The sequence below is a fragment of the Pseudarthrobacter sp. As-47 genome (genome assembly GCF_058215595.1).
On the sequence record NZ_CM177088.1, the window covers coordinates 2,561,463 to 2,584,905 of the forward strand.

General features: G+C 66.6%; 22 protein-coding genes, 2 tRNA genes and 1 pseudogene. 13 read left to right on the forward strand and 12 right to left on the reverse strand.

Annotated elements, in window-relative coordinates:
• Positions 1 to 81: 81 nt before the first annotated feature.
• Both AC4BCK_RS11830 and AC4BCK_RS11835 read left to right on the forward strand, forming a co-directional pair.
• Complete coding sequence (locus AC4BCK_RS11830) at positions 82 to 768, forward strand: mechanosensitive ion channel family protein (protein ID WP_400597996.1); 687 nt, start codon at positions 82 to 84, stop codon at positions 766 to 768.
• Between the two features lie 2 nt (positions 769 to 770).
• Positions 771 to 1,220 carry a globin gene (locus AC4BCK_RS11835; protein WP_281359071.1) on the forward strand — a complete coding sequence of 150 codons (450 nt, stop codon included), beginning with the start codon at positions 771 to 773 and terminating at the stop codon, positions 1,218 to 1,220.
• A gap of 22 nt (positions 1,221 to 1,242) precedes the next feature.
• Here the strand turns inward: AC4BCK_RS11835 and AC4BCK_RS11840 are convergent, their stop codons facing one another.
• A complete protein-coding gene (locus AC4BCK_RS11840; RefSeq protein ID WP_174179895.1) occupies positions 1,243 to 1,902 on the reverse strand; it encodes a DUF8185 domain-containing protein in 660 nt (219 codons plus the stop codon).
• A gap of 63 nt (positions 1,903 to 1,965) precedes the next feature.
• On the opposite strand from AC4BCK_RS11840, the gene AC4BCK_RS11845 reads away from it, so the two are divergent.
• Positions 1,966 to 2,952, forward strand: a complete 987-nt coding sequence (locus AC4BCK_RS11845; RefSeq protein WP_490565976.1) for an acyl-CoA thioesterase — start codon at positions 1,966 to 1,968, stop codon at positions 2,950 to 2,952.
• Between the two features lie 102 nt (positions 2,953 to 3,054).
• Here AC4BCK_RS11845 and ettA read toward each other — a convergent pair whose 3' ends face one another.
• From ettA to AC4BCK_RS11860, 3 genes are all read right to left on the reverse strand, one after another.
• Positions 3,055 to 4,737 carry an energy-dependent translational throttle protein EttA gene (gene ettA / locus AC4BCK_RS11850; RefSeq protein ID WP_174179899.1) on the reverse strand — a complete coding sequence of 561 codons (1,683 nt, stop codon included), beginning with the start codon at positions 4,735 to 4,737 and terminating at the stop codon, positions 3,055 to 3,057.
• Positions 4,738 to 4,789: 52 nt separating this feature from the next.
• Entirely contained in the window at positions 4,790 to 5,446 is a 657-nt protein-coding gene (locus AC4BCK_RS11855) for a DUF6993 domain-containing protein (protein ID WP_366278484.1), read from the reverse strand.
• A gap of 134 nt (positions 5,447 to 5,580) precedes the next feature.
• A complete protein-coding gene (locus AC4BCK_RS11860) occupies positions 5,581 to 6,144 on the reverse strand; it encodes a single-stranded DNA-binding protein (RefSeq protein WP_174179903.1) in 564 nt (187 codons plus the stop codon).
• 215 nt (positions 6,145 to 6,359) lie between these two features.
• On the opposite strand from AC4BCK_RS11860, the gene AC4BCK_RS11865 reads away from it, so the two are divergent.
• Positions 6,360 to 6,435: transfer RNA gene (locus tag AC4BCK_RS11865), tRNA-Arg, on the forward strand.
• A gap of 120 nt (positions 6,436 to 6,555) precedes the next feature.
• On the opposite strand, the gene AC4BCK_RS11870 is transcribed toward AC4BCK_RS11865, so the two are convergent.
• Positions 6,556 to 7,782: an ROK family protein gene (locus AC4BCK_RS11870; RefSeq protein ID WP_363936353.1), complete on the reverse strand. Its 1,227-nt coding sequence runs from the start codon at positions 7,780 to 7,782 to the stop codon at positions 6,556 to 6,558.
• 131 nt (positions 7,783 to 7,913) lie between these two features.
• Between AC4BCK_RS11870 and xylA the strand changes: the two genes are divergently transcribed.
• Both xylA and AC4BCK_RS11880 read left to right on the forward strand, forming a co-directional pair.
• Positions 7,914 to 9,101 carry a xylose isomerase gene (xylA, locus tag AC4BCK_RS11875; protein WP_174181868.1) on the forward strand — a complete coding sequence of 396 codons (1,188 nt, stop codon included), beginning with the start codon at positions 7,914 to 7,916 and terminating at the stop codon, positions 9,099 to 9,101.
• Positions 9,102 to 9,105: 4 nt separating this feature from the next.
• Positions 9,106 to 10,524 (forward strand): FGGY family carbohydrate kinase, encoded by a 1,419-nt coding sequence (locus tag AC4BCK_RS11880; RefSeq protein WP_490565977.1) that lies wholly within the window; start codon positions 9,106 to 9,108, stop codon positions 10,522 to 10,524.
• Between the two features lie 107 nt (positions 10,525 to 10,631).
• On the opposite strand, the gene AC4BCK_RS11885 is transcribed toward AC4BCK_RS11880, so the two are convergent.
• Genes AC4BCK_RS11885 through AC4BCK_RS11895 form a run of 3 tightly spaced genes read right to left on the reverse strand, consistent with a single transcriptional unit; the run spans position 10,632 to position 13,869 of the window.
• The gene (locus tag AC4BCK_RS11885) at positions 10,632 to 11,489 is read right to left on the reverse strand and encodes a sugar phosphate isomerase/epimerase family protein (RefSeq protein WP_363936358.1); all 858 of its coding nucleotides are present in this window, start codon (positions 11,487 to 11,489) and stop codon (positions 10,632 to 10,634) included.
• Entirely contained in the window at positions 11,486 to 12,700 is a 1,215-nt protein-coding gene (locus tag AC4BCK_RS11890) for a dihydrodipicolinate synthase family protein (RefSeq protein ID WP_363936359.1), read from the reverse strand. The genes AC4BCK_RS11885 and AC4BCK_RS11890 overlap by 4 nt, the downstream gene beginning before the upstream one ends.
• Entirely contained in the window at positions 12,700 to 13,869 is a 1,170-nt protein-coding gene (locus AC4BCK_RS11895) for a Gfo/Idh/MocA family protein (protein WP_251423485.1), read from the reverse strand. Before AC4BCK_RS11895 ends, AC4BCK_RS11890 begins: the two co-directional genes overlap by 1 nt.
• Before the next feature lie 170 nt (positions 13,870 to 14,039).
• Here AC4BCK_RS11895 and AC4BCK_RS11900 point away from each other — a divergent pair, with 170 nt between their 5' ends.
• Entirely contained in the window at positions 14,040 to 15,128 is a 1,089-nt protein-coding gene (locus AC4BCK_RS11900) for a LacI family DNA-binding transcriptional regulator (RefSeq protein ID WP_377088371.1), read from the forward strand.
• Between the two features lie 2 nt (positions 15,129 to 15,130).
• On the forward strand, positions 15,131 to 15,904 hold the full coding sequence (locus AC4BCK_RS11905) for an alpha/beta hydrolase (protein WP_377088373.1): 774 nt from the start codon (positions 15,131 to 15,133) through the stop codon (positions 15,902 to 15,904).
• Here the strand turns inward: AC4BCK_RS11905 and AC4BCK_RS11910 are convergent.
• On the reverse strand, positions 15,901 to 16,803 hold the full coding sequence (locus AC4BCK_RS11910; RefSeq protein WP_174181854.1) for an aldose 1-epimerase family protein: 903 nt from the start codon (positions 16,801 to 16,803) through the stop codon (positions 15,901 to 15,903). The genes AC4BCK_RS11905 and AC4BCK_RS11910 overlap by 4 nt on opposite strands.
• 122 nt (positions 16,804 to 16,925) lie before the next feature.
• Here AC4BCK_RS11910 and AC4BCK_RS11915 point away from each other — a divergent pair, with 122 nt between their 5' ends.
• On the forward strand, positions 16,926 to 17,630 hold the full coding sequence (locus tag AC4BCK_RS11915; RefSeq protein WP_174181852.1) for a DNA alkylation repair protein: 705 nt from the start codon (positions 16,926 to 16,928) through the stop codon (positions 17,628 to 17,630).
• Here AC4BCK_RS11915 and mptB read toward each other — a convergent pair.
• The gene (mptB, locus tag AC4BCK_RS11920; protein ID WP_377088376.1) at positions 17,623 to 19,179 is read right to left on the reverse strand and encodes a polyprenol phosphomannose-dependent alpha 1,6 mannosyltransferase MptB; all 1,557 of its coding nucleotides are present in this window, start codon (positions 19,177 to 19,179) and stop codon (positions 17,623 to 17,625) included. The genes AC4BCK_RS11915 and mptB overlap by 8 nt on opposite strands.
• A gap of 192 nt (positions 19,180 to 19,371) precedes the next feature.
• On the opposite strand from mptB, the gene orn reads away from it, so the two are divergent.
• The 3 genes from orn to def all read left to right on the forward strand — a co-directional run bounded on the left by orn (position 19,372) and on the right by def (position 20,856).
• On the forward strand, positions 19,372 to 19,956 hold the full coding sequence (orn, locus tag AC4BCK_RS11925) for an oligoribonuclease (RefSeq protein WP_217432788.1): 585 nt from the start codon (positions 19,372 to 19,374) through the stop codon (positions 19,954 to 19,956).
• A gap of 128 nt (positions 19,957 to 20,084) precedes the next feature.
• Positions 20,085 to 20,157 (forward strand) — tRNA-His (locus tag AC4BCK_RS11930).
• 126 nt (positions 20,158 to 20,283) lie between these two features.
• Positions 20,284 to 20,856, forward strand: a complete 573-nt coding sequence (def, locus tag AC4BCK_RS11935) for a peptide deformylase (protein ID WP_174181846.1) — start codon at positions 20,284 to 20,286, stop codon at positions 20,854 to 20,856.
• A gap of 97 nt (positions 20,857 to 20,953) precedes the next feature.
• Here def and AC4BCK_RS11940 read toward each other — a convergent pair whose 3' ends face one another.
• Positions 20,954 to 21,694, reverse strand: coding sequence for an alpha/beta fold hydrolase (locus tag AC4BCK_RS11940; protein ID WP_490565978.1), 741 nt, complete (start codon positions 21,692 to 21,694; stop codon positions 20,954 to 20,956).
• 109 nt (positions 21,695 to 21,803) lie between these two features.
• Between AC4BCK_RS11940 and AC4BCK_RS11945 the strand changes: the two are divergent.
• Positions 21,804 to 22,467: pseudogene (locus AC4BCK_RS11945) on the forward strand (helix-turn-helix transcriptional regulator).
• 117 nt (positions 22,468 to 22,584) lie between these two features.
• On the opposite strand, the gene AC4BCK_RS11950 reads toward AC4BCK_RS11945, so the two are convergent.
• A complete protein-coding gene (locus AC4BCK_RS11950; protein WP_490565979.1) occupies positions 22,585 to 23,382 on the reverse strand; it encodes an HNH endonuclease family protein in 798 nt (265 codons plus the stop codon).
• Between the last annotated feature and the right edge of the window lie 61 nt (positions 23,383 to 23,443).

Consider the following 23,443-nt stretch of genomic DNA (forward strand, 5'->3'; position numbering starts at 1 on the left):
GGGCGTCCGCGCCGGGCGAAACCGGCATCACGGCATACCCTTCCCGGCACAGCCAAACAACAGCAGGAGTACTACCCCCTCATGGTCAGCACGTTGTCCATCCTTCCTTCCGCCGCCAGCGAGCCGGACGGCATCAGCGTCACCGGCATCGTGATCAGCCTCGGCGTCGGCGTTGCCATCTGGCTGGTGGCCACCTTCGTCATCTCCCGCATCACCAGGCGCGTGGCGGCAGGCAGCAATTTCTTCAAGAAACCCACCTTCAGGTGGGCCGCCCCTGCCTTCAGGGCGCTGGACCATGAGCGGCGCGTACAGCGTGCCGAAACCATCGGTTCACTGCTGAACAGCATCGTGGGAGTACTGGTGGTGGTCATCACCGGCATGTACGTCCTGCAGAACCTGGACATTAACATCGCACCCCTGCTGACCAGCGTCGGCATCCTGGGTGTGGCCATCGGCTTCGGCGCCCAGCAGCTGATCCGCGATTTCCTGGCAGGAATATTCATCACCATTGAGGACCAGTTCGGCATCGGCGACGTGATCGAAACCAGCGAGGTGGTGGGCGTGGTGGAATCCATGGGCCTGCGCATCACCCGCGTCCGGTCCGACGACGGCGCCATCTGGTACCTGCGCAACGGCGAGATCCTGCGGGTCGGCAACCGGTCCCAGGGCACGTACGTCCCCCTGCACGAATCGCCGGACGGCACCACGGACCAGGGCTCGGACCACGGCGCCGAGAACACCAAGACCGACCAGAAAGCCGGAGAATAGCGATGACGATTCCCATCGAGCCGCAGCGGCCGCAGCTGATGCAGAACGATCCGTTCAGCAAGCCCGGCTACACCGACAACTTCTATGATGCCGTGGGCGGGCACGACACCTTCGTGAAGCTGATCGACGTCTTCTACGACGGGGTGGCGACGGATCCCCTGCTGCGGCCGATGTACCCCGAGGAAGACCTTGCACCGGCGAAGCGCCGCTTCCTGATGTTCCTTGAGCAGTACTGGGGCGGGCCCACCACCTACGGCGAGGAACGCGGCCACCCCCGGCTCCGCATGCGGCACATGCCGTTCAAGGTGACTCCCGAGGCCAAGGACCGCTGGCTGTTCCACATGCGCAAGGCTGTGGACGCCCTGGAACTTCCGCCGCTGTACGAGGGCACCCTGTGGGACTACATGGAGCGGGCCGCGCTGTCCATGGTGAACAGCCCCTCGGCGCCCTGACTGGTGACGCCGGAACCGGCGGTTAGAGGAGTCCGCTTCCGGTCCGCGCCAGGACGTGGCCGCGGCTGCCCGTGAGGCGGAACCACCGGCCGGCCCGGTAGAGCTTCTGGTCGCCGTCGGCTAGGAATCCCAGGGCCAGTGCGGCGAAGGCAGCGCCGGCGGGCAGCCCCGACGCATCGAGTTCCCGGCCCCACACCGCGGCGCGGGCATTGTTGACGATGAGAGCACCGGGCTTGTCCGGCACGATTCCGGCCACCTCGGCGATGCCTGCCTCGGCTGCCGCCCGCAGTTCCGCATCGGGCCGTGAGCCGACCAGTTCCCACCCGCTCCGCGGGGCGCCCACCCCCGTCCAGGACTCGGTGACGGTGGACGGCGGAACGGGGAGTTCGGCGTCGTCCTGGCCGGCGCGGGCCAAACGGTCCAGGACCGCGGACAAGGCCACGGTCACATCCGTCGCCGAGGGTTCCGCCAGGGCCATGGTGCGCAGCCCGAGGATCGTGGGGGTCGATTCGCCCAGGAGCCTCGGCCGGAGCACGCACACATACGCGGCAAGGACGGAACCTGCCGCCTGAAGCCGGATGGCGCCGTCGTCAATGGCTTTTGCCCGCGTGGCGAAGGTCTTCAGATCGGCAAGATCCTGGGAGTCGGCAAAACGGAAGGACGAGGTGAGGAGATCAGACACACCAAGAACACTACCGGCTGGGGCTTTGTTGAGCAGTGCCGGGGCGCCGTCTAGAGTCGAACCATGACTGAAGCCGACGCCGGACTGCTGGCGCTCCCCAGCGAAGATCCCACCTCATCGCTCATCTCCCTCCTTGACCTTGGTGAGCTGGAGGGGGCGCGGACGGACGAGGACATTTTCCTGGGACCTTCCCAGCAGCAGCCCCACCACCGGGTGTTCGGCGGCCAAGTGCTGGCCCAGTCGCTCATCGCATCCATCAGGACTGTGGCCCCTGACCGCTTTGTGCACTCCATGCACGGCTATTTCCTTCGGCCGGGCGACGCCAACAAGCCCATCACGTTCGGCGTCCAGCGACTCCGCGACGGCCGGTCCTTTTCGGCACGCCGGGTCCACGCCTACCAGGAAGGCACGCCGATCCTGTCGATGATCGCTTCCTTCCAGGGGGAGGATGAGGGGATTGAGCACCAGTCCACGATGCCCGGCGGCATTCCGGACCCGGAGTCTCTGCCCAGTACCGCTGACCTGCTGGGAAAATTCGACCACCCCGTGGCGCGGCACTGGGCCTATGAGCGTCCTTTCGACATCAGGCATGTGGATCCTCCGCTGTACGTCTCCGCGAAGGGCAAGCGGGAAGCCCGCAATGCGGTGTGGATGAAGACTTTCGGGCCGATGCCGGACAATCCCAACCTGCACCGGGCGGCCCTGGCATACGCCAGCGACTACACGCTCCTTGAGTCCATCCTGCGGCGCCACGGTTTGAGCTGGATTACCCCCGGAATGAATGTGGCCAGCCTCGACCACGCGATGTGGTGGCACCGCCCCGCCCGCGTGGACGAGTGGCTCCTCTATGTGCAGGAATCGCCCAGCGCGCAGGGCGCCCGCGGCCTGGCGACGGGCAAGATCTTCAACCAGGCCGGCCAGCACGTGGCGTCCGTGGCGCAGGAAGGCATGGTCCGGGTCCCCACGGACCTGAAAAATAAGGTGGTGGGCGCCTTCCAGTCCAAGGTGATGGAGCACCAGATCCGCAAAGCCGGGCGGGACTCACCGTAAATTCCGCGCCCGGCGCAGAACACGGAACAGGCCGGCACCCACTGGGTGCCGGCCTGTTCTGCACTGTTGGTGGAGCGTTGCCCCTCGTTATCCCGCCGCGGGTCAGTCCCGGGTGAGGCGGCGGTGCGTGACGCGGTGCGGCTTCGCGGCATCCGGCCCGAGGCGCTCAACCTTGTTCTCCTCGTAGGATTCGAAGTTGCCCTCGAACCAGTACCACTTGGAGGGGTTCTCCTCGTCGCCTTCGTAGGCCAGGATGTGCGTGGCCACCCGGTCCAGGAACCAGCGGTCGTGCGAAACCACCACGGCGCAGCCGGGGAACTCGAGCAGGGCATTCTCCAGGCTGCTGAGGGTTTCGACGTCGAGGTCGTTGGTGGGCTCATCGAGCAGCAGCAGGTTGCCGCCCTGCTTGAGGGTCAGCGCCAGGTTCAGGCGGTTGCGCTCACCGCCGGAGAGTACGCCTGCCTTCTTCTGCTGGTCCGGGCCCTTGAAACCGAAAGCGGCAACGTAGGCGCGGGACGGCATTTCGACCTGGCCCACCTGGATGAAGTCCAGTCCGTCGGAGACGACTTCCCACAGGGTCTTGTTGGGGTCGATGCCCCCACGGCTCTGGTCCGCGTACGAGATCTTGACCGAGTCGCCGATCTTGAGGTCTCCGCCGTCGAGCGGCTCAAGCCCGACGATGGTCTTGAAGAGCGTGGTCTTGCCGACGCCGTTGGGGCCGATGACGCCAACGATGCCGTTGCGGGGAAGGCTGAAGGACAGTCCGTCGATCAGGGTGCGGTCCTCGAAACCCTTCTGGAGGTTCTTGGCTTCCAGCACCAGGCCGCCGAGGCGGGGTCCTGGCGGGATCTGGATCTCTTCGAAGTCCAGCTTGCGGGTGCGGTCCGCTTCTGCGGCCATTTCCTCGTAGCGGGCCAGGCGGGCCTTGGACTTGGTCTGGCGGCCCTTGGCGTTGGAGCGGACCCATTCCAGTTCCTCGCTGAGGCGCTTGGCCTGCTTGGCGTCCTTCTTGCCCTGGATTTCCAGGCGGGCACGCTTCTTCTCCAGGTACGTGGAGTAGTTGCCCTCGTAGGGGTACAGGTGGCCGCGGTCCACTTCGGCGATCCATTCGGCCACGTGGTCCAGGAAGTACCGGTCGTGGGTGACGGCCAGGACGGCACCCGCGTACGAGGAGAGGTGCTGCTCGAGCCACAGCACGCTCTCTGCGTCAAGGTGGTTGGTGGGCTCGTCCAGCAGCAGCAGGTCAGGCTTCTGCAGCAGCAGTTTGCACAGGGCCACACGGCGGCGCTCACCACCGGAGAGGTTGGTGACGTCGGCATCCGCCGGCGGGCAGCGGAGAGCATCCATAGCCTGCTCCAGCTGGGAGTCCAGGTCCCAGGCATCCGCGGCGTCGATGGCTTCCTGCAGCTGCCCCATTTCCTCGAGGAGGGTGTCGTAGTCAGCGTCGGGGCTGGCCATTTCCTCGGAGATTTCGTTGAACCGCTGGATCTTGCCGTAGATCTCGCCCACGCCCTCCTGGACGTTGCCCAGGACGGTTTTTTCTTCGTTGAGCGGGGGCTCCTGCAGCAGGATGCCCACGCTGTAGCCGGGGCTCAGCCGGGCCTCACCGTTGGAGGGGGTGTCCAGTCCAGCCATGATCTTGAGGATGGTGGACTTACCGGCACCGTTCGGGCCCACGACGCCGATCTTGGCGCCAGGGAAGAAGGACATGCTTACGTCGTCAAGAATAAGTTTTTCGCCAACGGCTTTGCGGGCCTTGGTCATTGTGTAGATAAATTCCGCCATGGTTCCAAATCTAGTGGGTTGGCAGGCATATCTCACATTCCGGGCGACAGGCTCAGGTGCCTACAAAGCACTTGCCGCTGGCCAGGACTGGCAGGACGGTCACTGCTACCGCACCGTCGCGGACCTGGCCGATCACGCAGTCACGCCCTTGGAGCACTGCGGCCTCAATGGCATCTGCTTCCAGGCCTGTGGGTGTCCGGCTCTGCGACACTTCAAGCACTCCGGGTGCAATGCCCGCCCCCGTGAGCGCGTCGCTTACCTGGGCAGTGGCGGGTTTGGGCGTTCCTGCCGCCAGCCTGCCCAGCGCGTCAGTGACCGTCTGGCGGACAGTTTCCGTGGCGGCGGCTTCGGGGGCGCCGTTTGAGGCAGCCCCGGAGGTATCCGCCAGGGGTCCGGCGTCCTGCGTCCCGGGAGTGCCGGCGCCTGTCTGATCTGCGGCCGCCGGGCCGGCAGCCTGTGACGGTGCAAGTCCCGGCTCTGCAATTCCTGGCTCCATAACGCCAGGCGCTGCTGAACCGGATTCGTTGACAGACGGTGTCCCGCCCACGCAGCCTGCCAAGGATCCCGCCAGGGCGGCGGCCGATAGCGCAGCCAGCAGGCGGCGGGTGGGGCGCTGGTGTGACAACCGGGCAGATTTCGCCGAGGCGGTGCGGGCAACCTGCGGGTCCCCCGCCGAGACAATCTTCCGGTGGTCGAGGGTAAGCCGCATGCAGTCATTCTGCCACGAGGTGGTGAACCTCCTTCGCAACCTGGACGGGAACAACCTCGACGGGCAGGACACGGCCGGGGGGTGCCGTGGTCCTGCCCGCAAAGGCAGCCATGGAAGCAACAGCAACAGCCCTCCTACACTCCGGATTCGGCGAGCTCCCCCGTTTCCAGGTTCAAACCAACGATGTCGCCGTTGGTGTCCTCGATGAAGGCAGCCGCCGGATCCCCGCCGCCGTCCAGGTCTTCGTCACCATCTTCAGGTTCATCGAACGTTCCGTCTGCTGCCCGGTGTTCGCCCTCGGAGGGGGGAGGATCCTGCTCCACGAGTGAGAGGATCGGTTTGGCGGAGGAGCGGATGAAGTTGGCCGTGCCCCACGTGAGGTCGTGACCCACGGCGTCGGCATCAATGGTGTGCGAGTAGTAAACTCGGCCGTCCCTCTCCCAGCTGCGGATTTTCAACGTACCGAACACAATGACGGGCTGTCCCTTCCTGATGCTGCAGCCGATGTTTCCCGCGAGGTGGCGGTAGCCCTGGACCAGGAACCAGTTCGTGTGGCCATCCGTCCATGTGCCTGATTCCCTGTCGTAGCGGCGGGAGGTGGATCCGATACGGAAAGAAGCCGTGGCCACTCCCCCTGGTGTTGTGGAGCTCTTGACCTCGGTGGCAACAAAGCCCCGGACCGTTATGGTGTCGCTCATCTTTACGTCCTGTCTTTATGAGTGATGCCCTAGAAGGCAGGACCAGCATCGCCCGCGCCGCCGGCCGTGATCGATGGAGTGGCCTGCCTATGTGGACAACCCGGCTCTGTACCTGCCTGTGGAGGAAAAGTGGGTGGGCGGGCCGCTGGTGACTTGCCGGCGCTCCGGGCAATGTAAACTTTTTGAGGCGCCGGAGATCAGCTCCGGAAGGCCATGCCTCAGTAGCTCAGGGGATAGAGCAGCGGCCTTCTAATCCGCCGGTCGGGGGTTCGATTCCCTCCTGGGGCACCAACCGGAAACACCCCGGTTCACAGACCGGGGTGTTTCTCGTTTTCATCACTGCCCCATTACTCCTGCTCCCCGGAACATAGCGGCAAGGCGGAGCTCAGCGAACGGTCAGCGGGGTGCTCGTCAGGCCTGCAACCGGTGCGGTGCCTCCACCAGCGCCCGGACCACGCTGCCCGCCGCCCCCAGCAGGGCCCCGGCATCCCCCACCGAGGATGTGATGACGTGTTCCGGGGAAAGCGCACCGGGCGCGTACTTCGCCAGGCTTTCCAGGAGCGGGCCGTGCAGCCACCGGTCAAGGACGGCGAAGTGCCCTCCGAGCACCACGGCGCGGACATTGACCACCCGGGACGCCGATGCCACGGCGACCCCCAGGGCCCTCCCCGCCCGCTGGACGGCCGAAAGCGCGGCGGGACTGCCGGCGGCCAGGGCGCCCAGCAGATCCGCCATGCTTTCGGTCCTGGTTCGGCCCTTGACGGTGATTCCGGCAGCAGAAAAAATCGCGTCCTGGCCCGCGACCGTCTCAAGGCAGCCCGTCCCGCCGCAGGAACAGGGTGCGCCCCCGGGGTCCACCACGATGTGGCCCACCTCCCCCGCGTTGCCTTCAGGGCCAGTGAAAAGCTCCGAATTCAGGACCAGCCCTCCGCCGACCCCCACTTCGCCCGAGATGAACAGGAAATCCCGCCTGCCGGGGCTCTGGGCAAGCTCTGCGAGTGCGGCGGCATTGGCCTCGTTGAAGAGGGAGACCCCCAGCGGCACGCCGGGAAGCAGCCGGGCCACATCCAGCTTCGTGTCCACCCAGCCCAGGTTGGGGGCAACGGTGACAGTCGAACTGCCGGCCTCAACAAGGCCGGGAACGGCAAGTCCTCCACCCAAGACGTCGATCCCCAGGGCAGACGCGGCTTGCCGCACCCCCGAGGCCAGCCCGGCGAGGGCGGACATCACGGCATCGCTGGCGCTGTCACGGTTGTCCCTTTCCAGGACTTCTTTTGCCACGAGCTTCCCGGAGAGTCTCGTCACGCCCGCGGCAATGTAATCGACGTTGATTTCCATACCCATGACGCCCCGTGACGGATTCAGCTCCAGCCCCACCCCCGGCCTGCCCCGCTCCCCGTGCCTGCTCAGGCCGACTTCGCGGAGGATGCCGGCGTGCAGCAGATCCAGGACGATGCTCGACACGGATGCTTTTGTCAGTCCCGTGGCCGCGGCAAGCTGGGCCCGTGTCAGGTGGAATCCGGCGGGCGACTGCACCACCCTGCCCAGGACCAGGGCGAGGTTGTTCCGCCGCACGTCCGCCATGTTGCCCGGCGTCCCGGCATCGGACGGTGCAATAGCAGGTGCGGTACTCGCCATGGCCGCTCTCCTTGGATTCGATCCGGGGCCGTTCCTTCGGCCCCTATTGACCCTAGCGTAGTCACGCTTATATAGTTCAAGCGATAAACTAACTTGCCCAACCGGCGGCAAACTGACTGCAAGGACGCATCATGACTCTCTCCCCGACTCCCGCTGACAAGTTCACCTTTGGCCTCTGGACCGTTGGCTGGACCGGTGCCGATCCGTTCGGAGTGGCCACCCGCGCGGACCTGGATCCTGTGGAGGCAGTGCACCGGCTGGCTGAACTGGGCGCTTATGGCATCACCTTCCATGACAATGACCTGGTGCCCTTCGATGCCACGGTCTCGGAGCGGGAACTGATCCTGAAGAACTTCAAGGCAGCCCTGGCCGAGACGGGCCTGAAGGTCCCGATGGTGACCACCAACCTGTTCAGCCACCCGGTGTTCAAGGACGGCGGCTTCACCTCCAACGACCGCTCCATCCGCCGCTTCGCCCTGTCCAAGGTGCTGCGCAACATCGACTCCGCCGCCGAGTTCGGCGCCGAGACCTTCGTGATGTGGGGCGGGCGTGAAGGCAGCGAATACGACGGCTCCAAGGACCTCTCCGCAGCCCTGGACCGGATGAAGGAAGGCGTGGACACCGCCGCCGCCTACATCAAGGACAAGGGCTACAACCTGCGCATCGCCCTCGAACCCAAGCCCAACGAACCCCGCGGGGACATCTTCCTGCCCACCGTCGGGCACGGCCTGGCGTTCATCGCCGAGCTCGAACACGGCGACATCGTGGGCCTGAACCCCGAAACCGGGCACGAGCAGATGGCCGGACTGAATTTCACCCACGGCATCGCCCAGGCACTGTGGGCCGGCAAGCTCTTCCACATCGACCTCAACGGCCAGCGCGGAATCAAGTACGACCAGGACCTCGTGTTCGGCCACGGCGACCTCACCAGCGCCTTCTTCACCGTGGACCTGCTCGAGAACGGCTTCCCGGGCGGCGGACCCCGCTACGACGGCCCCCGCCACTTCGACTACAAGCCTTCCCGCACCGACGGCTACGACGGCGTCTGGGAATCCGCGAAATCCAACATGTCCATGTACCTCCTGCTCAAGGAACGCGCCCTGGCCTTCCGCGCCGACCCCCAGGTCCAGGAAGCCCTCGCCACCTCCGGCGTCTTCGAGCTCGGCGAACCCACCCTCGCCGCCGGCGAAACCACCGCCGACCTGCTCGCCGACACCACCGCCTTTGAGGACTTCAACGCCGACAAAGCCGCCGAACGCTCCTTTGCGTTCGTCCGCCTCAACCAGCTCGCCATCGAACACCTCCTCAACGCACGCTAGGGATATGGCACTCGTAGCAGGCATCGACAGCTCCACCCAGTCCTGCAAAGTGGTGATCCGTGACGCGGACACCGGAGCACTTGTCCGCCAGGGCCGTGCCAGCCACCCCGAGGGCACCGAGGTCCACCCCGACCATTGGTGGACGGCCCTCCAGGAGGGAGTGGACGCGGCCGGTGGCTTTGAGGACGTGGCGGCAGTCTCCATTGGAGGCCAGCAGCACGGCATGGTCTGCCTGGACAGCGACGGCGGTGTGGTCAGGCCTGCGCTCCTGTGGAATGACACGCGGAGCGCCGGCGCGGCGCTGGAACTGATCAGTACCGCGGGCGGCGGCGACGCTGCCGCCGGCGCCCGCTACTGGGCCGGTGCCACGGGCACCGTCCCGGTAGCGTCACTGACGCTGACCAAGCTGCATTGGCTGGCCGTGAATGAGCCGGACAACGCGGCGAAGACAGCGGCCGTCTGCCTGCCCCACGACTGGCTGACCTGGCGGCTGCTGGGCCACGGCCCCGGCAGCGGCCCCGGGAACCTTGAGGCGCTGGCCACGGACCGGTCGGACGCCTCCGGGACGGGCTACTACTCTACGGCGGCGGGCGCGTACCTGCCGGAGGTCCTGAAAACGTCGCTGGGGCATGTTCCGCACCTTCCCGACGTCCTGGGTCCCCTGGACGTGGCGGGCAAGGCTTCCTCAGGCGTCCTCGTGGCCGCGGGTGCCGGGGATAATGCGGCAGCGGCACTGGGTGTGGGCGCCGGCGTGGGCGATGTGGTGATGTCGCTGGGTACGTCCGGCACGGTCTTTGCCGTGTCCGGCACGCCGGCCGCCGATCCGTCCGGGCTGGTGGCCGGGTTCGCCGACGCCGCAGGGCACTACCTGCCGCTCGTGTGCACGCTGAACGCCACCCGCGTTTTTGATGCCACGGCCGCACTGCTGGGCGTGGGCATCGGGGAGTTCAACGAGCTGGCGCTGTCAGCCGAAAGCGGCGCCGGCGGCCTGACCCTGGTGCCCTATTTCGACGGCGAGCGCACCCCCAACCTGCCGGATGCCACCGGCTCGCTGCACGGCATTACCCGCGGGAACTATACGCCTGCCAACCTGGCGCGTGCCGCCGTCGAAGGTGTTGTCTGTTCCCTGGCGGACGGGCTGGCAGCCCTCCAGGACCAGGGCGTGGAGGCCCGGCGGATCATCCTGGTGGGCGGCGGCGCCCAGTCCACGGCCGTTCAGCAGGCGGCGGCACAGCTGCTGGGAATCAACATCACCGTGCCGTGCCCCGGCGAGTACGTGGCCGACGGCGCCGCCCGGCAGGCCGCCGGGGCACTCACCGGACATTTCCCGCAGTGGGCGCTTGACGCCGTCGACCTCCCCGCGGGGAGGGACGACGGCGGCGTACTGGCCCGCTACCGCCGGTACGCCTCGATGCACGTCTAAGGACGCGCCGCAGGGAAAAGACCCGGACCGCATACGCGGTCCGGGTCTTTTTGGTGGGGCGCAGGCTCCTGCCGTGACGTTAGCAGGAGCCCGCGGTCTGGATCAGGTCAGGCGTACGGGAGGACAAGCTCCGCGTAGCGCTCCTTCACTGTGGACAGGACAGTGTTGCCGTCCGTGTCCCAGATGTCCTGATTGAAAATTTCCACTTCGATGTCACCGGTGTACCCCGCGTCGCGCACCCAGGTGCCAATCGTGGCGAAGTCCACCACGCCGTCGCCCATGTATCCGCGGGACAGCAGCGGATCGGCGGCGATGGGCATGTTGAAGTCGCACACCTGGTAGGAAGCGATGCGGTTCTCCCGCCCGGCGCGTTCGATCTGCGCCTTGAGTTCCGGATCCCACCAGACGTGGAAAGTGTCGACGGCGATGCCTACCGTGGAGGCGTCGAACGGCGCCGCAAGATCCAGCGCCTGCCCCAGGGTGGAGATCAGGGCGCGGTCCGCGGCGTACATCGGGTGCAGCGGCTCCAGGACCAGGCGGACCCCGTTCTCCTCCGCGAAGGGAACCAGGTCGGCCAGGCGGTCCGCGACCCGCCGGCGTGCAGCCACCACGTCCTTCTCCCCCGGAGCCAGCCCGCCGACCACCAGGAACAGTTCACGCGTGTCCAGCGCGACGGCTTCCAGGATGGCTGCCCGGTTGTCCCCGAGTGCCGCGGCCTGCCCCTCCGCGTCCGGCGCGGTGAGGAACCCGCCCCGGCACAGGGAGGAAACGCGAAGGCCGGCGTCCTTGATCAGGCGGGCCGCCTTGTCCAGGCCGGCTTCCTCCACGCGGTCCCGCCAGGGACCGATGGCGGGGATTCCGGCGTTGACGCAGCCGTCAACCACCTGGGCGAGCGTCCACCTCTTGGTGGTGGCGCTGTTGATGGACAGGCGCACGAAGTCCGCCGTCACTGCATCGCTGGTCATACGCCCACCCCGTTGATCCGCAGGTAGTCGGACATCCGGAACGCGGCCAGTGCGGGGTCGCGCAGCAGGCCGGCCTGGTCCGCCAGTTCGAAGGTCCGGGCGAGGTGGCACACGGACCGGCCGGAGTGCAGGCCGCCCACCATCTGGAAGCCGGGCTGCCTGCCGTTGAGCCAGGACATAAAAGCGATACCGGTCTTGTAGTAGAACGTGGGGGCACTGAAGATGTGCTTTCCCAGTTCCCGCGTGGAGTCCAGGATCTCGCGTGCCCTGGCGGCGTTGCCGGCGTCGTAGTTTTGGAGGGCGACCGAGGCGGCCGGGTAGATCGCCGCGAAGATGCCCAGCAGGGCGTCCGAGTGGTGAGTGCCGTCGCCGTCGATCAGTTCCGGGTAGTTGAAGTCGTCGCCGGTGTAGAGGCGGACGCCTTCGGGGAGGGCCGCGCGGAGGGCAACCTCGTGGCCGGCATCCAGCAGGGAGACCTTGACGCCGTCCACCTTGTCCGCATGGTCCCTGATGAGGCCAACGAACGTCGCGGTGGCGGTTGCGACATCGTCCGAACCCCAGTAGCCGGCCAGGGCGGGATCGAACATGGTGCCCAGCCAGTGCAGGATCACCGGCTGGTCCACTTCCTGCAGCAGGGTGGAGTAGACCTTCAGGTAGTCGTCAGGGCCGTTGGCAACCTTGGCCAGGGCACGCGACGCCATCAGGATAACCTTGGGGCCGGCTTCGGTGATCACGGCGATCTGTTCGCGGTAGGCCTCAAGCACGGCCTTGATGCCCGCTTCGCCGGCCGGCAGGGAGTCGATGTCGAGCTGGTCCGTGCCGGCGCCGCAGGAAACCAGGTCCCGGACGGTCTTGCCCGCTGTGGCGGCGTTTCCGGTTGCGACCACCGATGCGGCCTCGACGCCTGTCCGCTTGATGAGCTGCTGGGTGGCCGCCCAGTCGAGGCCCATGCCGCGCTGGGCAGTATCCATGGCGTCCGCCACACCGAGCCCGTAGGACCACAGCTCATGGCGGTAGGCCATGGTCGCCTCCCAGTCGAGCCGGGCCGGGGCGCCGGGGGTGTTGTCAGCGAGGACTTCGGGGATGACGTGCGCGGCAGCGTAGGCCCGCCGGGCAGTCAGCGGGGCGGTGGGGCGGGCCCAGGAGGTGCCGCCCTGCAGCCGGTATTCGCGGGTGCCGCCGTCGTGGGAGGGAAGGATGAGCGAGGTCATTAGAGGGTGATCTCCGGGATGTCGAGGGTGCGGCGTTCATCGTTGGACTTCAGGCCGAGCTCGGCCAGCTGGACGCCGCGGGCGGCGGACAGCAGCCCGAAGCGGTGCTCGCGGCCGGCCACGACGTCGCGGAGGAACTCTTCCCACTGCAGCTTGAACCCGTTGTCCAGCTCGGCATTGGCCGGGACTTCCTGCCACTGGTCGCGGAAGGACTCGGTGACGGGCAGGTCCGGGTTCCAGACCGGCTTGGGGGTGTGGGCGCGCTGCTGGGCGACGCACTTGTTCAGGCCTGCGACGGCGGAGCCGTGGGTCCCGTCAACCTGGAACTCCACCAGTTCATCGCGGTAGACACGCACTGCCCAGGACGAGTTGATCTGGCCGATGACTTCGTCGCCGCCCGGGGTCTCGAGCTCGAAGATGCCGTAGGAAGCATCATCCGCCGTGGCCTTGTATTCCTTGCCGGCTTCGTCCCAGCGCGCCGGGATGTGGGTGGCGGTCTTGGCGCTGACGCTCTTGACCTTGCCGATGATGCCCTCGAGGACGTAGTTCCAGTGGCAGAACATGTCCGTGGTCATTCCACCGCCGTCTTCCTTGCGGTAGTTCCAGGACGGGCGCTGGGCCGCCTGGATGTCGCCTTCGAAGACCCAGTAGCCGAACTCGCCGCGGATGGAGAGGATGCGGCCGAAGAAGCCCTCGTCCACCAGGCGGCGGAGCTTGACCAGGCCGGGCAGGTAGAGCTTGTCGTGAACGACGCCGGCCGTGACGCCGGCTTCCTTGCCGATGCGGGCAAGTTCGATGGCCTCTTCAAGGGTTTCCGCTGTGGGCTTCTCGGTGAAGATGTGCTTGCCGGCGAGCATTGCCTTCTTCAGGGTGGCTGCGCGGAGGCTGGTCATGGACGCGTCGAAGATGACATCCACGGTGGGATCGTTGATGACCGCTTCCAGGTCCGTGGTCCATTCAGCGACCTTGTGCTTTTCGGCGAGTTCGCGGATCTTGGCTTCGTTGCGGCCCACGAGGATGGGTTCGACCTGGACGCGGGTGCCGTCTTCCAGGGTGAATCCGCCCGCATCGCGGATGGGAAGGATGGACCGCAGCAGGTGCTGGCGGTAGCCCATCCGTCCGGTGATGCCGTTCATGGCGATGCGGATGGTTTTTGTTTCGAAGCCCATGTGTCCTCCACGGTGAGTGAGCAGTTGTACTCATGCTGATCTGGGAAAGCGCATTCCCACTCCCCCAATGATGCACCGCGCGGGTAACAGTTGGCAAGCGCTTTCCGGAAGAACTTCAAACTGCCATAATGTGGTGACCCCTTATTGGCCCCCGTTATCCAGGAGATCCTGTGGCTGCAAGTACCCTTACCGAGGTGGCCCGGCTGGCCGGGGTCTCCCCCGCCACCGCGTCCCGGGTGTTGAACGGCTCGGCACGAAAGCCCGGCAAGGACATCGCGGACCGGGTGCGCCAGGCGGCCGAATCCCTGGGGTACATTCCCAATGCCCAGGCCCAGGGGCTCGCGAAATCAAGCTCGGGCCTCATCGGCCTGATCGTGCACGACATCGCCGACCCCTATTTCGCAGCCATAGCCAGGGGCGTCCAGGCGGCCGCCCGGGAGCAGCGCAAGATGGTGCTCCTGGCCACCACAGGCGGGGCGCCCGGCGAGGAGCGCGAAGCCGTTGCGGCTTTCGCTGCCCGGCGTGCCGACTCGATTGTCATTGCGGGATCCCGCTCGTGCCGGACCGAAGACCAGGACGGCAACACTGAACTCGCGGCGGAGCTTGACCGGTACTGCCGCAACGGCGGCCGGGTGGCCGTGGTGGGCCACCCCGTGGTCGGCGCCACTGCGGCTGAGGGCTACCACGTGGTGACCGTGCCCAACCAGGAGCTCGCGGGGGCCCTGGCAGTTGAACTCGCCGCCGGCCGGGACGGAGATTTCGTCATCATCGGCGGCCCGGAAGGCCTCCTCACATCGGACGACCGGATCCGCGGCTTCCAGGAAGGCCTGGCCCGGGCGGGCCGCGCACCCGCCGAGATCCTGCGAACGGCGTTCAACCGCGCGGGCGGCTATGAAGCCGGACTCCAGCTGGCAGCCAGGATCAAGGCCGGCGCGTCCGGGGGCGGGGAAGCCGCGGTACCCAAACTGTGCATCTTCGCCGTCAATGACGTGATGGCCATCGGCGCCTCGGCGGCACTGCGCGCCGAAGGTCTGCGGATACCCAGGGACGCCACCATTGCGGGCTTCGACGACATCGAGACGCTGCGTGACTTCCGCCCGCAACTGTCCACCGTACGGCTGCCGCTGGAGGACATCGGAAGGCTTGCAACCCGGGCTACAGCCCGCGTTTCCGGCGAAAGCGATGCGGACGGCGAGGAAGAGCAGCCCACCGTCCGCGGTGAAGTGACGCTCCGGCGCAGCACCGAGGCGGTGGGCTAGCAATGGTGTCCGCACTGACGAGCGTCCCGGCGCACCACCCGGCCGGCAGCCGGGGTGCGGGAGGGGCCAGTCCGGCCTTCCTGGTCCTGCCGGGCGGCGGCTATGCCCGCCAGGCGGACCACGAGGCCGAGCCTGTGGCCGAGTGGCTCGCCGCCCTGGGGATCCACGCGTTCGTGCTGCGGTACCGCGTGGCACCTGACCGGCACCCGGCACCCCTGGAGGACGCCAAGGAGGCCATGCTGCATATCCGCAATGGATCCCACGGCCTCGCAGTGGATCCGGGCCGCGTGGGCGTCCTCGGCTTTTCCGCCGGCGGGCACCTTGCCGCGACGCTGTCCACGTCCACGTCAACCGGAAGCGCCCGCCTGGACCTGCCGGAGGCTGTCCCGGACCTGACCGTGCTGTGCTACCCCGTGGTGTCCTATACGCAGTCCGTGCACCAGGGGTCGGTGGACAACCTCCTGGGCAGCGCGCCGTCGTCGGACCTTCTTGATGAACTCTCCGCAGAACGGAACGTGACCGCCGCAACCCCTCCGGCGTTCGTCTGGCACACGGCTGATGATGCGGCCGTTCCGGCCAGCCACAGCCTGGACTACGCGGGGGCACTCATGCGCGCCGGCGTTCCTGCTGAACTGCACGTCTTTCCCCGCGGGCGCCATGGCCTTGGCCTCGCGGTGGAGGAACCCGGGCCGGACCAGTGGACGCAGCTGTGCGCCGCCTGGCTGGACCGTGCGGGCTGGACCACACCACCTGCCGCCGCGGGCAGCCAGGACTAGCCGAAGGCCCGGATGATCCAGGACGCCGCGTGCGACTCGCCGGGTTTGAGGTGGACCAGGTCAGTGCCGGAGTTGAAGGCATCCGGCGGGCAGGTCATGGGCTCGACGGCCAGTCCCAGGCGGTCCGGCCCCACGGGTTTGTCGGCGGTATGGATCTGCACCCATGGCCACTCGGCACCCCATTCCAGTTCCACGCCCGTTCCCGCCGGATCCTGTACCCGGACGCGGGCCAGCCCTTGTTCGTCGCGGGAGATCCCGGTGAAGGCATGGTCGATCTTCAAGGAACCCAGTTGTCGGGGGCTGCGGAAGTCGAATGCGTGCCCTTCGACGCTCTTCATGCCTGTCGGGAGGAGCCGGTCGGGCGTCACTTCCAGGAAATCGTGTGCCGCCAGTTCAAGGGTCCAGTCATCCAGTTTCCCTTGCCCTGCCACCAGATACGGATGGGGGCACACTCCGTAGGGGGCGGCGGCCTGTCCAACATTCACTGTGCTCACGGTGCTTCGAAGCCCGCCAGGACCCAGCGAATAGGTCACGGAGACCTCCAGGTCGGACGGGTAGTGCCGGCCGGCGCCGACCCTGCAGGCCAGCACCACCGAGTCCGCAGCTGCCTGCCGCAGCTCCCAGTTCATCCCGGTGGCGAGCCCGTGCAGTGCGGAGCCGCGCTCGGGCTCGTTGATTGCGGCTTCGAAGTCCTTGCCGGCGTAGGTGTACCTGCCGTCCGCCAGCCGGTTGGGCCACGGAACACACATGACTCCGCGGTAGTCGGGGATACGTCCCTCCGGGCCAAAACCCACCACGAGGTCCCGTCCCTGGTGCCGCAGCTCCCGCAGCGCGCCCCCGCGGGTTGTGACCAGCGCTGTGTAGGGGCCGCTCGCGATGCTGTGTTCCGTCGATGGCATGGAAATCCTTCGGGCAGGGACAATCTTGTTAGCGCTAACCAGCCTAGCGCACCTGGGCGGATCCCCCACCCGGAACACGGCACCTGCTGCGGCCGCTCCCCCGTGCTGGCTAAAGTTGCACCATGAACCACGGGGACGCCGTTAATGTCCGGGTGCTCGCGGCCATCCGCACAGCACTGCAGGAACGGGCCGATCCTGTGCGGGGAGCGGGTGCGAGGGCCTACATGAAGTCCACAATGCCCTGCCTCGGGGTGCGCGTGCCCGAGGTGCGCCGAATCGTGTCAGCGGCGGCCGCCGGGGCCCCCTTCGAGTCGCCGGACCAGCTCGGTGCCACGGCCCTGGAGCTGTGGCGCAGTGCCACTGCGCGGGAGGAACGGTATGCAGCAATCGACCTGACCGCCCACCGCCTGGTCGCCGGGGACATGGCCATGCTGCCCGTCTATGAGGAATTCATCCGCAGTGGCGCCTGGTGGGATTTTGTGGACGGCACAGCGGGACGGCTCTGCGGGCTTCTCCAGGCCAACCGGGCGGAAATGACGGGCGTGCTGCTCCGCTGGAGCACCGATCCGGACTTCTGGATCCGGCGCGCCGCCATCCTGTCGCAGCTCAAGGCAAAGGCCGGAACTGATTCCGTGCTGCTGGCGCGTGTAGTGGAGGCAAACCTGGCGGACCCTGAGTTCTTCATCCGGAAGGCCATTGGCTGGGCCCTGCGCGAGTACGCCAAAACGGCCCCCGGGTGGGTGGCCGCGTTTGTGGCCGGACACGCACCAGCCATGAGTCCCTTGAGCCGAAGGGAGGCGGTCCGCCACCTGGCGCCGGCTAAATGACGGGACGTTCGACGACGTTCCCGTGGGTCTTGCGGAACAGCCGGCGGGTGCGCGGATCCCAGAAAATCAGGTACAGACCAAACAGCAGGCCGGTCACGGCCGCCGCCACCCGGGCCAGTGCGAGCGCAAATCCCAGGTCCTCCGTCTGCAGGTAGGGGAAAACTTCGAGCTGGTCCGAAATGGCATAGATCATGAAGAAGGAGACAACAAAGTAGAGCGCTTTGACCTGCCAGTCGTTCCTGATGCCGGTCACGGCGAAGAGCGGTATCAGCCAGACGACGTACCAGGACTGGATCATGGGAGCCAGCAGGACCACGGCGGCAAAGGCAAGGGTGAGGCGGCGGATCAGCCGGTCATGGTCCCCGCGGAAGATCTGCCAGGCGATGACACCCACGGCAAGCAGCTTCCCGGCGTCGGACACAAAACCTGCCAGGGTGGCACCGTCGAGCCCGAACGAGTTGGCCAGCGAGGCTACCACCATGCCGATCAGCCCCACAGGCGCGTACCAGATGGAGATGCTCCCCGGGGCGGAGAGGCCGTTGATCCAGCCGAAGCCGAAACCGTTGACCAGGCTCATCAGGGCCAGGATGCCCAGGCTTAGCGCTGCCGTCAGGCCCCAGAACCCGAACTTGCGGAGCCAGCCCGCGTCCTTGCCCGCCCACAGGAGCCCAATGAACGGCAGGAACACAATGGTGATGGGCTTTACTGCGATGGAGAGGGTCACCAGGACAACACCGCGGACAACCCTGTGCGTGGCGGAGTAATAGAGGCCCGCCAGTGCCAGCCCGATCATCAGTGCGTCATTGTGGACGCTGGCGATGAAGTTCGTCAGGAACAGCGGGTTCGCGGCCGTGAGCCACAGGGCCCGGTGCGGGTTGACGCCGTGCAGCTCCGCGAGCTTGGGTACGTAGATCACGCACAGGACCACGCCCGCCAGCGCCACCAGCCGGAACAGCATCACGCTGGCCTCGGGCTGGACGTTGGTGGACCAGACGACGAACTGCTCAATCCACAGGAACAACTGGCCGTACGGAACGGGGGCTTCGGTCCACATCTTGTCCGCGCCCAGCTGGAAGTAGTTGGACAGTGCCGAGATGCCGTTCTCGTAGGGGTTGAAGCCCTCCACCATGAGCCTGCCCTGGCCGATGTAGGCGTAGACGTCCCGGCTGAAGAGGGGCACGCTGAACATCATGGGCAGACCCCATGCCACGACAGCCATCAGGGTGGCTTTGCGTGCCTCGAGGCCCCACACCCGTACCCTCTGCCCGAGCCTGAGCCAGGCGCGCACCAGGAGCATGCCGCCGACAGCCAGCAGGATGATGGACAGCGCAACGCCGGCAGCCTCAGCACGCATCCAGATGAACAACGGCATCCGGCGGAGTTCCGAAACCGGAGCCAGCCAGCCCACGCCCAGTGATCCGATCAGCATGAACAGGGAGCCCACGAATCCGGCAAGCAGCGGGGAACGGGGATTATCCACTTCCGCACCGCCCGCTGCGGCAGTAGCGGCGGCCGCCGTCTCCCTCGTCGCAGGCACAGGCGCCGTCATCTCAGGAACGTCCAATCTTTCTCGTTTGCGGTTGCGCCTGGCGGGATGGAACCGGCCGGGGCGCGTCACCACGGGCGCGGCACGACCCGCCGCGTCTCCGAAATCCTAGCACCGGCCGGTGGCCGGGAGGTGAAACGGTAGGCTGGTCCGGTGCCTATATCTAACGAACGAATCGTCTGGATCGACTGTGAAATGACCGGTCTGGACATCAAGAACGATGCCCTGATCGAGGTGGCGGCCCTGGTCACCGATTCGGAACTGAACATCCTTGGCGACGGCGTCGATGTGGTCATCAAACCCGATGATGCCGCAGTGGCCCAGATGAACGACTTTGTCCGGGACATGCACACGAAGTCCGGGCTCCTCAAGGAACTCCCCCACGGCAGGACAATGGCCGAGGCCGAAGCCGCCGTCATGGAATACATCTCCAAGTGGGTCCCGGACCCCCGCAAAGCACCGCTGGGCGGCAACTCCGTGGGGACCGACCGGGTGTTCCTGTCCCGCGACATGCCCGCAGTGGTGGAGCACCTGCACTACAGGGTGATCGACGTCAGCACCATCAAGGAGCTCTCGCGCCGCTGGTTCGCACGCGCCTACTTCCAGTCGCCGGCAAAGAAGGGCGGACACCGCGCCCTGGGGGACATCAAGGACTCCATTGATGAGCTCCGCTACTACCGCGAGGCTGTGTTCGTACCCTCCCCGGGACCGGACAGCGCCACAGCGCAGCGGATCGCCAAGCGCATCACGGCGGCCGGCGACGGGCAGGCGGAAACGTAATCTGCACCACCTTTCGCGGATTTTTTCGTGAAAACGGCAAAAGTGGACAAAGCACCCCTGAAGAGCAGGTAAGCTATATGAGTTGCCTTTCCAGAGGCCCGGTCCGCCGGTAAATCTGCAGGCACATGGTGGGCTTAGCTCAGTTGGCAGAGCGCCTGGTTGTGGTCCAGGAGGTCGCGGGTTCAACCCCCGTAGCTCACCCTCACGGGACGGTATGTGCAGCCGTCCTCCAAGGAGGCCGCACCGGATATCCGGTGCGGCCTCCTTCTTTTTCACCGCTGTGCACACGATCTTTTGCACGAAACACCGCCGAAGGACCACCTGAAGATGACCGTTCTGCCAATCACCATCTGGGGAGAACCCGTACTGCACCGCCGGGCTTCCGAGGTGGAAGTATTCGACGACGAACTGCGCACCCTCATAGCGGACATGTTCGAGACGAATGACGCCGCCAACGGCGTGGGCCTGGCGGCGCCCCAGGTAGGGGTCGGCAAAAGAATCTTCGTGTACAAGTACGCCAATGACGACGGCGCTCCCCCCACCGGAGTGGTGGTCAACCCCGTCCTGACCCTGTCAAAGATTTCCGGCGCTGTTCCGGATCCTGACGAGGAAGAGGAAGGGTGCCTGTCCTTTCCCAGCGGACAGTACCCGCTCAAGCGGGCCGAATGGGCGCGCGTTGAGGGGTTCGACGGGTTCGGGAAGCCGGTCAAATTCGAGGCAACGGGCTGGTTTGCCCGCGTGATCCAGCACGAATACGACCACCTGGACGGCAAGCTGTACGTCAACCGGCTGATGGACCGCTACGCGCGCAAAGCCATGAAGCTGGCCAAGAAGAACGGCTGGGGCGTTCCCGGACTGACGTGGATGCCCGGCGTGGATCCGGACCCTTTCGGCCACTAGATGTCATGACCGGGCACGTTGGCATCGGCTGGCCTGCCCGGTATCGCTCGACCCATCTCCGGGCCGTGGACCGCGGAACCTGGAGGCAATATGCAGTTTATTTGCTTCGGGAAGCTGCTGACTGAATGGCTCTGGCGAGGTCGCGGGGACGGCTCCACATAGGCCAATGCCCCGTCGGGAGGTCAATAACATCGAGGTGCTCGATGTTGGCGACTTCGGCAAACATGGCATGGCCGGCGCGGGCCAGCTCCAGCACCTGCGCGCTCGGGATCGAGCAGCACACGGGGGTGGTCGGGACCTTGCGGCGGGCATCGTTCGTGAGCTCGACGGGCTGACGAAGCACGGGGCCGGGCTCGGGGACGGCCCGGGCCCGAAAACGCTCCAGGACCTCTGCGCTCAGGCCCTCGAGGCTCGCCTGCTGTGCGAGGACGTCGAGGGCCGGCAGCGGAAGCTCCGCCAACTCCTCCGGGATGTCCGGACCGAAGGCGCTTCCCGCCACCACAGGGCCGGAGTCCACCCACACCACCCGATGGACAAGCTCAGGGTGCCGGTCGAGGACGAGGCTGACGGGCGCGTTCGCCCCGCTGTGAGCGACGAGGATTGCGGGCTGATCCCCGGAGGCGCCGTGGTGAGTGATGACGTCCACAACCGCTGCGGCTTGATCGTCGAGAGTCTTCGCCGCACGCCCCGGATCGTCCACGTCGAGGCCGGGCAGTGTCATCGCGATGACACGGGAGTGGTCGGTTGCCAGGTGTTCAAGCACTTCGTCCCACGCCCAAGCGCCCAACCAGTGGCCGGCGACGAGAATGATGAGCGGGCTGCCTGCAGTAGTTGTCATGTCAGTACCCTCGCAGGCACTTCGGACAAGGGTATGTCACTATTTATGTCATGAATTTGCCGGAGCTTGAACTGTGAAGCGGGTTGAACGGCTCCATGCCCTATCCGAGATGTTGCGGCGCAGCGGCACGAGGGGGGTTTCCGCCGAACGGTTGGCGGGAGAGTTTGAGGTATCCGTGCGCACAATCAAGAGGGACCTCAATGCGTTAGAGAACAGCGGCGCGCCTGTATGGTCCCGCCCTGGCCCGGGCGGTGGCTACGGATTGGCGACAGGCGGGTCCCTGCCGCCTGTCAGCCTGTCCCCTGCGCAGGCCGTGGCGCTCATGGCAGCCGTGGCCGCTGCACCCGATGCCCCCCTACGCCGACCTGGCAGCAGCAGGCGTCCAAAAGCTCCTGGACGTCCTCGATCCCAAAACCCGGGCACGGGCCGACGAGCTGGCCCGCCGCGTCTGGGTCAACGCGCTTCCCGCCTCTACGCGCGCAATCAAGTCGGCACTGGAAGAGGCGATGGCCGAGCAGCGGGTGATCCGCATTCGTTACACATCGAGAGACGGGACCTCGACCACCCGCGACGTTGAGCCGGTGCTGTTCGCCTCCACTAACGGCCAGTGGTACCTCGTTGGGTGGTGCCGGTTGCGCAACGCCATGCGATGGTTCGCCGTCTCGGGCATCGGGCGGGCGAGCGTCACCAGGACGGCTTGCGGCGGCCACGCCATCCACGAGGTCGGAGAACCCCCAGCAAACGCCAGGCCGGTGCACGGTCGGGGCGTATGAGTCACTCAATAAGCCTCTCCGGCCAGTACAACCAGGCCCGACGGCGGCGGCTGCCTGAGTGCCCCGTCCGGGCGGCAGCAACGGGCGAAGTCGAAGGCGGAACAGCCGGGTTCCGGCTCAGCGGGCGGCAACCGTCTGCTGGCCGGGGCAGGAACCCAGGACGCGCTTCATGGCGTCCCTCTCCGCTTCGGTGACCCACAGGCCGTAGGCGGCCTTCACCGAAACCTGGCGCGCCACGTAGTGGCAGCGGATCGACTTGTTTTCGGGAAGCCAGGTGGCGGCGTCCCCTGCGCCCTTCTCCTGGTTCGCAGGACCGTCGGCGGCAATGAGATTCAGCGGATCGTTGGCGAGGTTCTGGCGCTCCCCCGCCGTCAGCGACTGTGCGCCCTTTTGCCAGGCGTCGCCCAGGGCAACCACATGGTCTATCTGGACCGCCCGGCTGCTGTCGGAGCCGCGGCGGAAGTCCACGAACTGCCCGGTGTAGGGCTCATGGAACGAACCGGCTGCCACCCGGCATCCGGAGCCTTCCGTCAGCATTACGGCGGTGAGGTCGCGGCGCAGGATGTCGTTGCGGGTATCGCAGCCGTTCCGGTCCACGTCCTGCCAGGCCTGGCCAAAGGCGTCCCGGCTGTAGTCTGACGCCGCGGCGCGTCCCTTGACGGCCAGTCCGTCCAGTGCGGCGAGGGCAGAACCTGTGGGCACCGGGTGCACAGCCTCAACAGGCTTCATCCATGCGGGATCAAAAACGGGAGCTTCAGTGGGCCCGGAGACCGCAGGCTCCGCTGCGGCAAACTGTCCTGCGGTGAAGAACCAGGACAAGGCCGCCAGAGCCGCCATTGCAGCTGCCCCCAGGATTCCCCACGCCTGGCGTGAACGCCGGCGCGCCCGTCGGTAGGATGACCAGCTCACGGTCATGTGGTTCCTGGACTTCCGGTAGTCTCCTGCACCAGACGAGCCTAGGACACCTGTCCGGCCA

Bases quoted from the DNA above. Each gene is read 5' to 3' on its own strand.
- AC4BCK_RS11915 (WP_174181852.1), top strand. From the start codon at position 16,926: ATGAACCACGGGGACGCCGTTAATGTCCGGGTGCTCGCGGCCATCCGC.
- AC4BCK_RS11890 (WP_363936359.1), bottom strand. From the start codon at position 12,700: ATGACCTCGCTCATCCTTCCCTCCCACGACGGCGGCACCCGCGAATAC.
- AC4BCK_RS11880 (WP_490565977.1), top strand. From the start codon at position 9,106: ATGGCACTCGTAGCAGGCATCGACAGCTCCACCCAGTCCTGCAAAGTG.
- xylA (WP_174181868.1), top strand. From the start codon at position 7,914: ATGACTCTCTCCCCGACTCCCGCTGACAAGTTCACCTTTGGCCTCTGG.
- AC4BCK_RS11870 (WP_363936353.1), bottom strand. From the start codon at position 7,782: ATGGCGAGTACCGCACCTGCTATTGCACCGTCCGATGCCGGGACGCCG.
- AC4BCK_RS11940 (WP_490565978.1), bottom strand. From the start codon at position 21,694: ATGACAACTACTGCAGGCAGCCCGCTCATCATTCTCGTCGCCGGCCAC.
- orn (WP_217432788.1), top strand. From the start codon at position 19,372: ATGACCGGTCTGGACATCAAGAACGATGCCCTGATCGAGGTGGCGGCC.
- AC4BCK_RS11860 (WP_174179903.1), bottom strand. From the start codon at position 6,144: ATGAGCGACACCATAACGGTCCGGGGCTTTGTTGCCACCGAGGTCAAG.
- AC4BCK_RS11895 (WP_251423485.1), bottom strand. From the start codon at position 13,869: ATGGGCTTCGAAACAAAAACCATCCGCATCGCCATGAACGGCATCACC.
- AC4BCK_RS11835 (WP_281359071.1), top strand. From the start codon at position 771: ATGACGATTCCCATCGAGCCGCAGCGGCCGCAGCTGATGCAGAACGAT.
- AC4BCK_RS11885 (WP_363936358.1), bottom strand. From the start codon at position 11,489: ATGACCAGCGATGCAGTGACGGCGGACTTCGTGCGCCTGTCCATCAAC.
- AC4BCK_RS11910 (WP_174181854.1), bottom strand. From the start codon at position 16,803: ATGCCATCGACGGAACACAGCATCGCGAGCGGCCCCTACACAGCGCTG.
- AC4BCK_RS11830 (WP_400597996.1), top strand. From the start codon at position 82: ATGGTCAGCACGTTGTCCATCCTTCCTTCCGCCGCCAGCGAGCCGGAC.
- AC4BCK_RS11950 (WP_490565979.1), bottom strand. From the start codon at position 23,382: ATGACCGTGAGCTGGTCATCCTACCGACGGGCGCGCCGGCGTTCACGC.
- mptB (WP_377088376.1), bottom strand. From the start codon at position 19,179: ATGACGGCGCCTGTGCCTGCGACGAGGGAGACGGCGGCCGCCGCTACT.
- ettA (WP_174179899.1), bottom strand. From the start codon at position 4,737: ATGGCGGAATTTATCTACACAATGACCAAGGCCCGCAAAGCCGTTGGC.
- AC4BCK_RS11905 (WP_377088373.1), top strand. From the start codon at position 15,131: ATGGTGTCCGCACTGACGAGCGTCCCGGCGCACCACCCGGCCGGCAGC.
- AC4BCK_RS11855 (WP_366278484.1), bottom strand. From the start codon at position 5,446: ATGCGGCTTACCCTCGACCACCGGAAGATTGTCTCGGCGGGGGACCCG.
- def (WP_174181846.1), top strand. From the start codon at position 20,284: ATGACCGTTCTGCCAATCACCATCTGGGGAGAACCCGTACTGCACCGC.
- AC4BCK_RS11845 (WP_490565976.1), top strand. From the start codon at position 1,966: ATGACTGAAGCCGACGCCGGACTGCTGGCGCTCCCCAGCGAAGATCCC.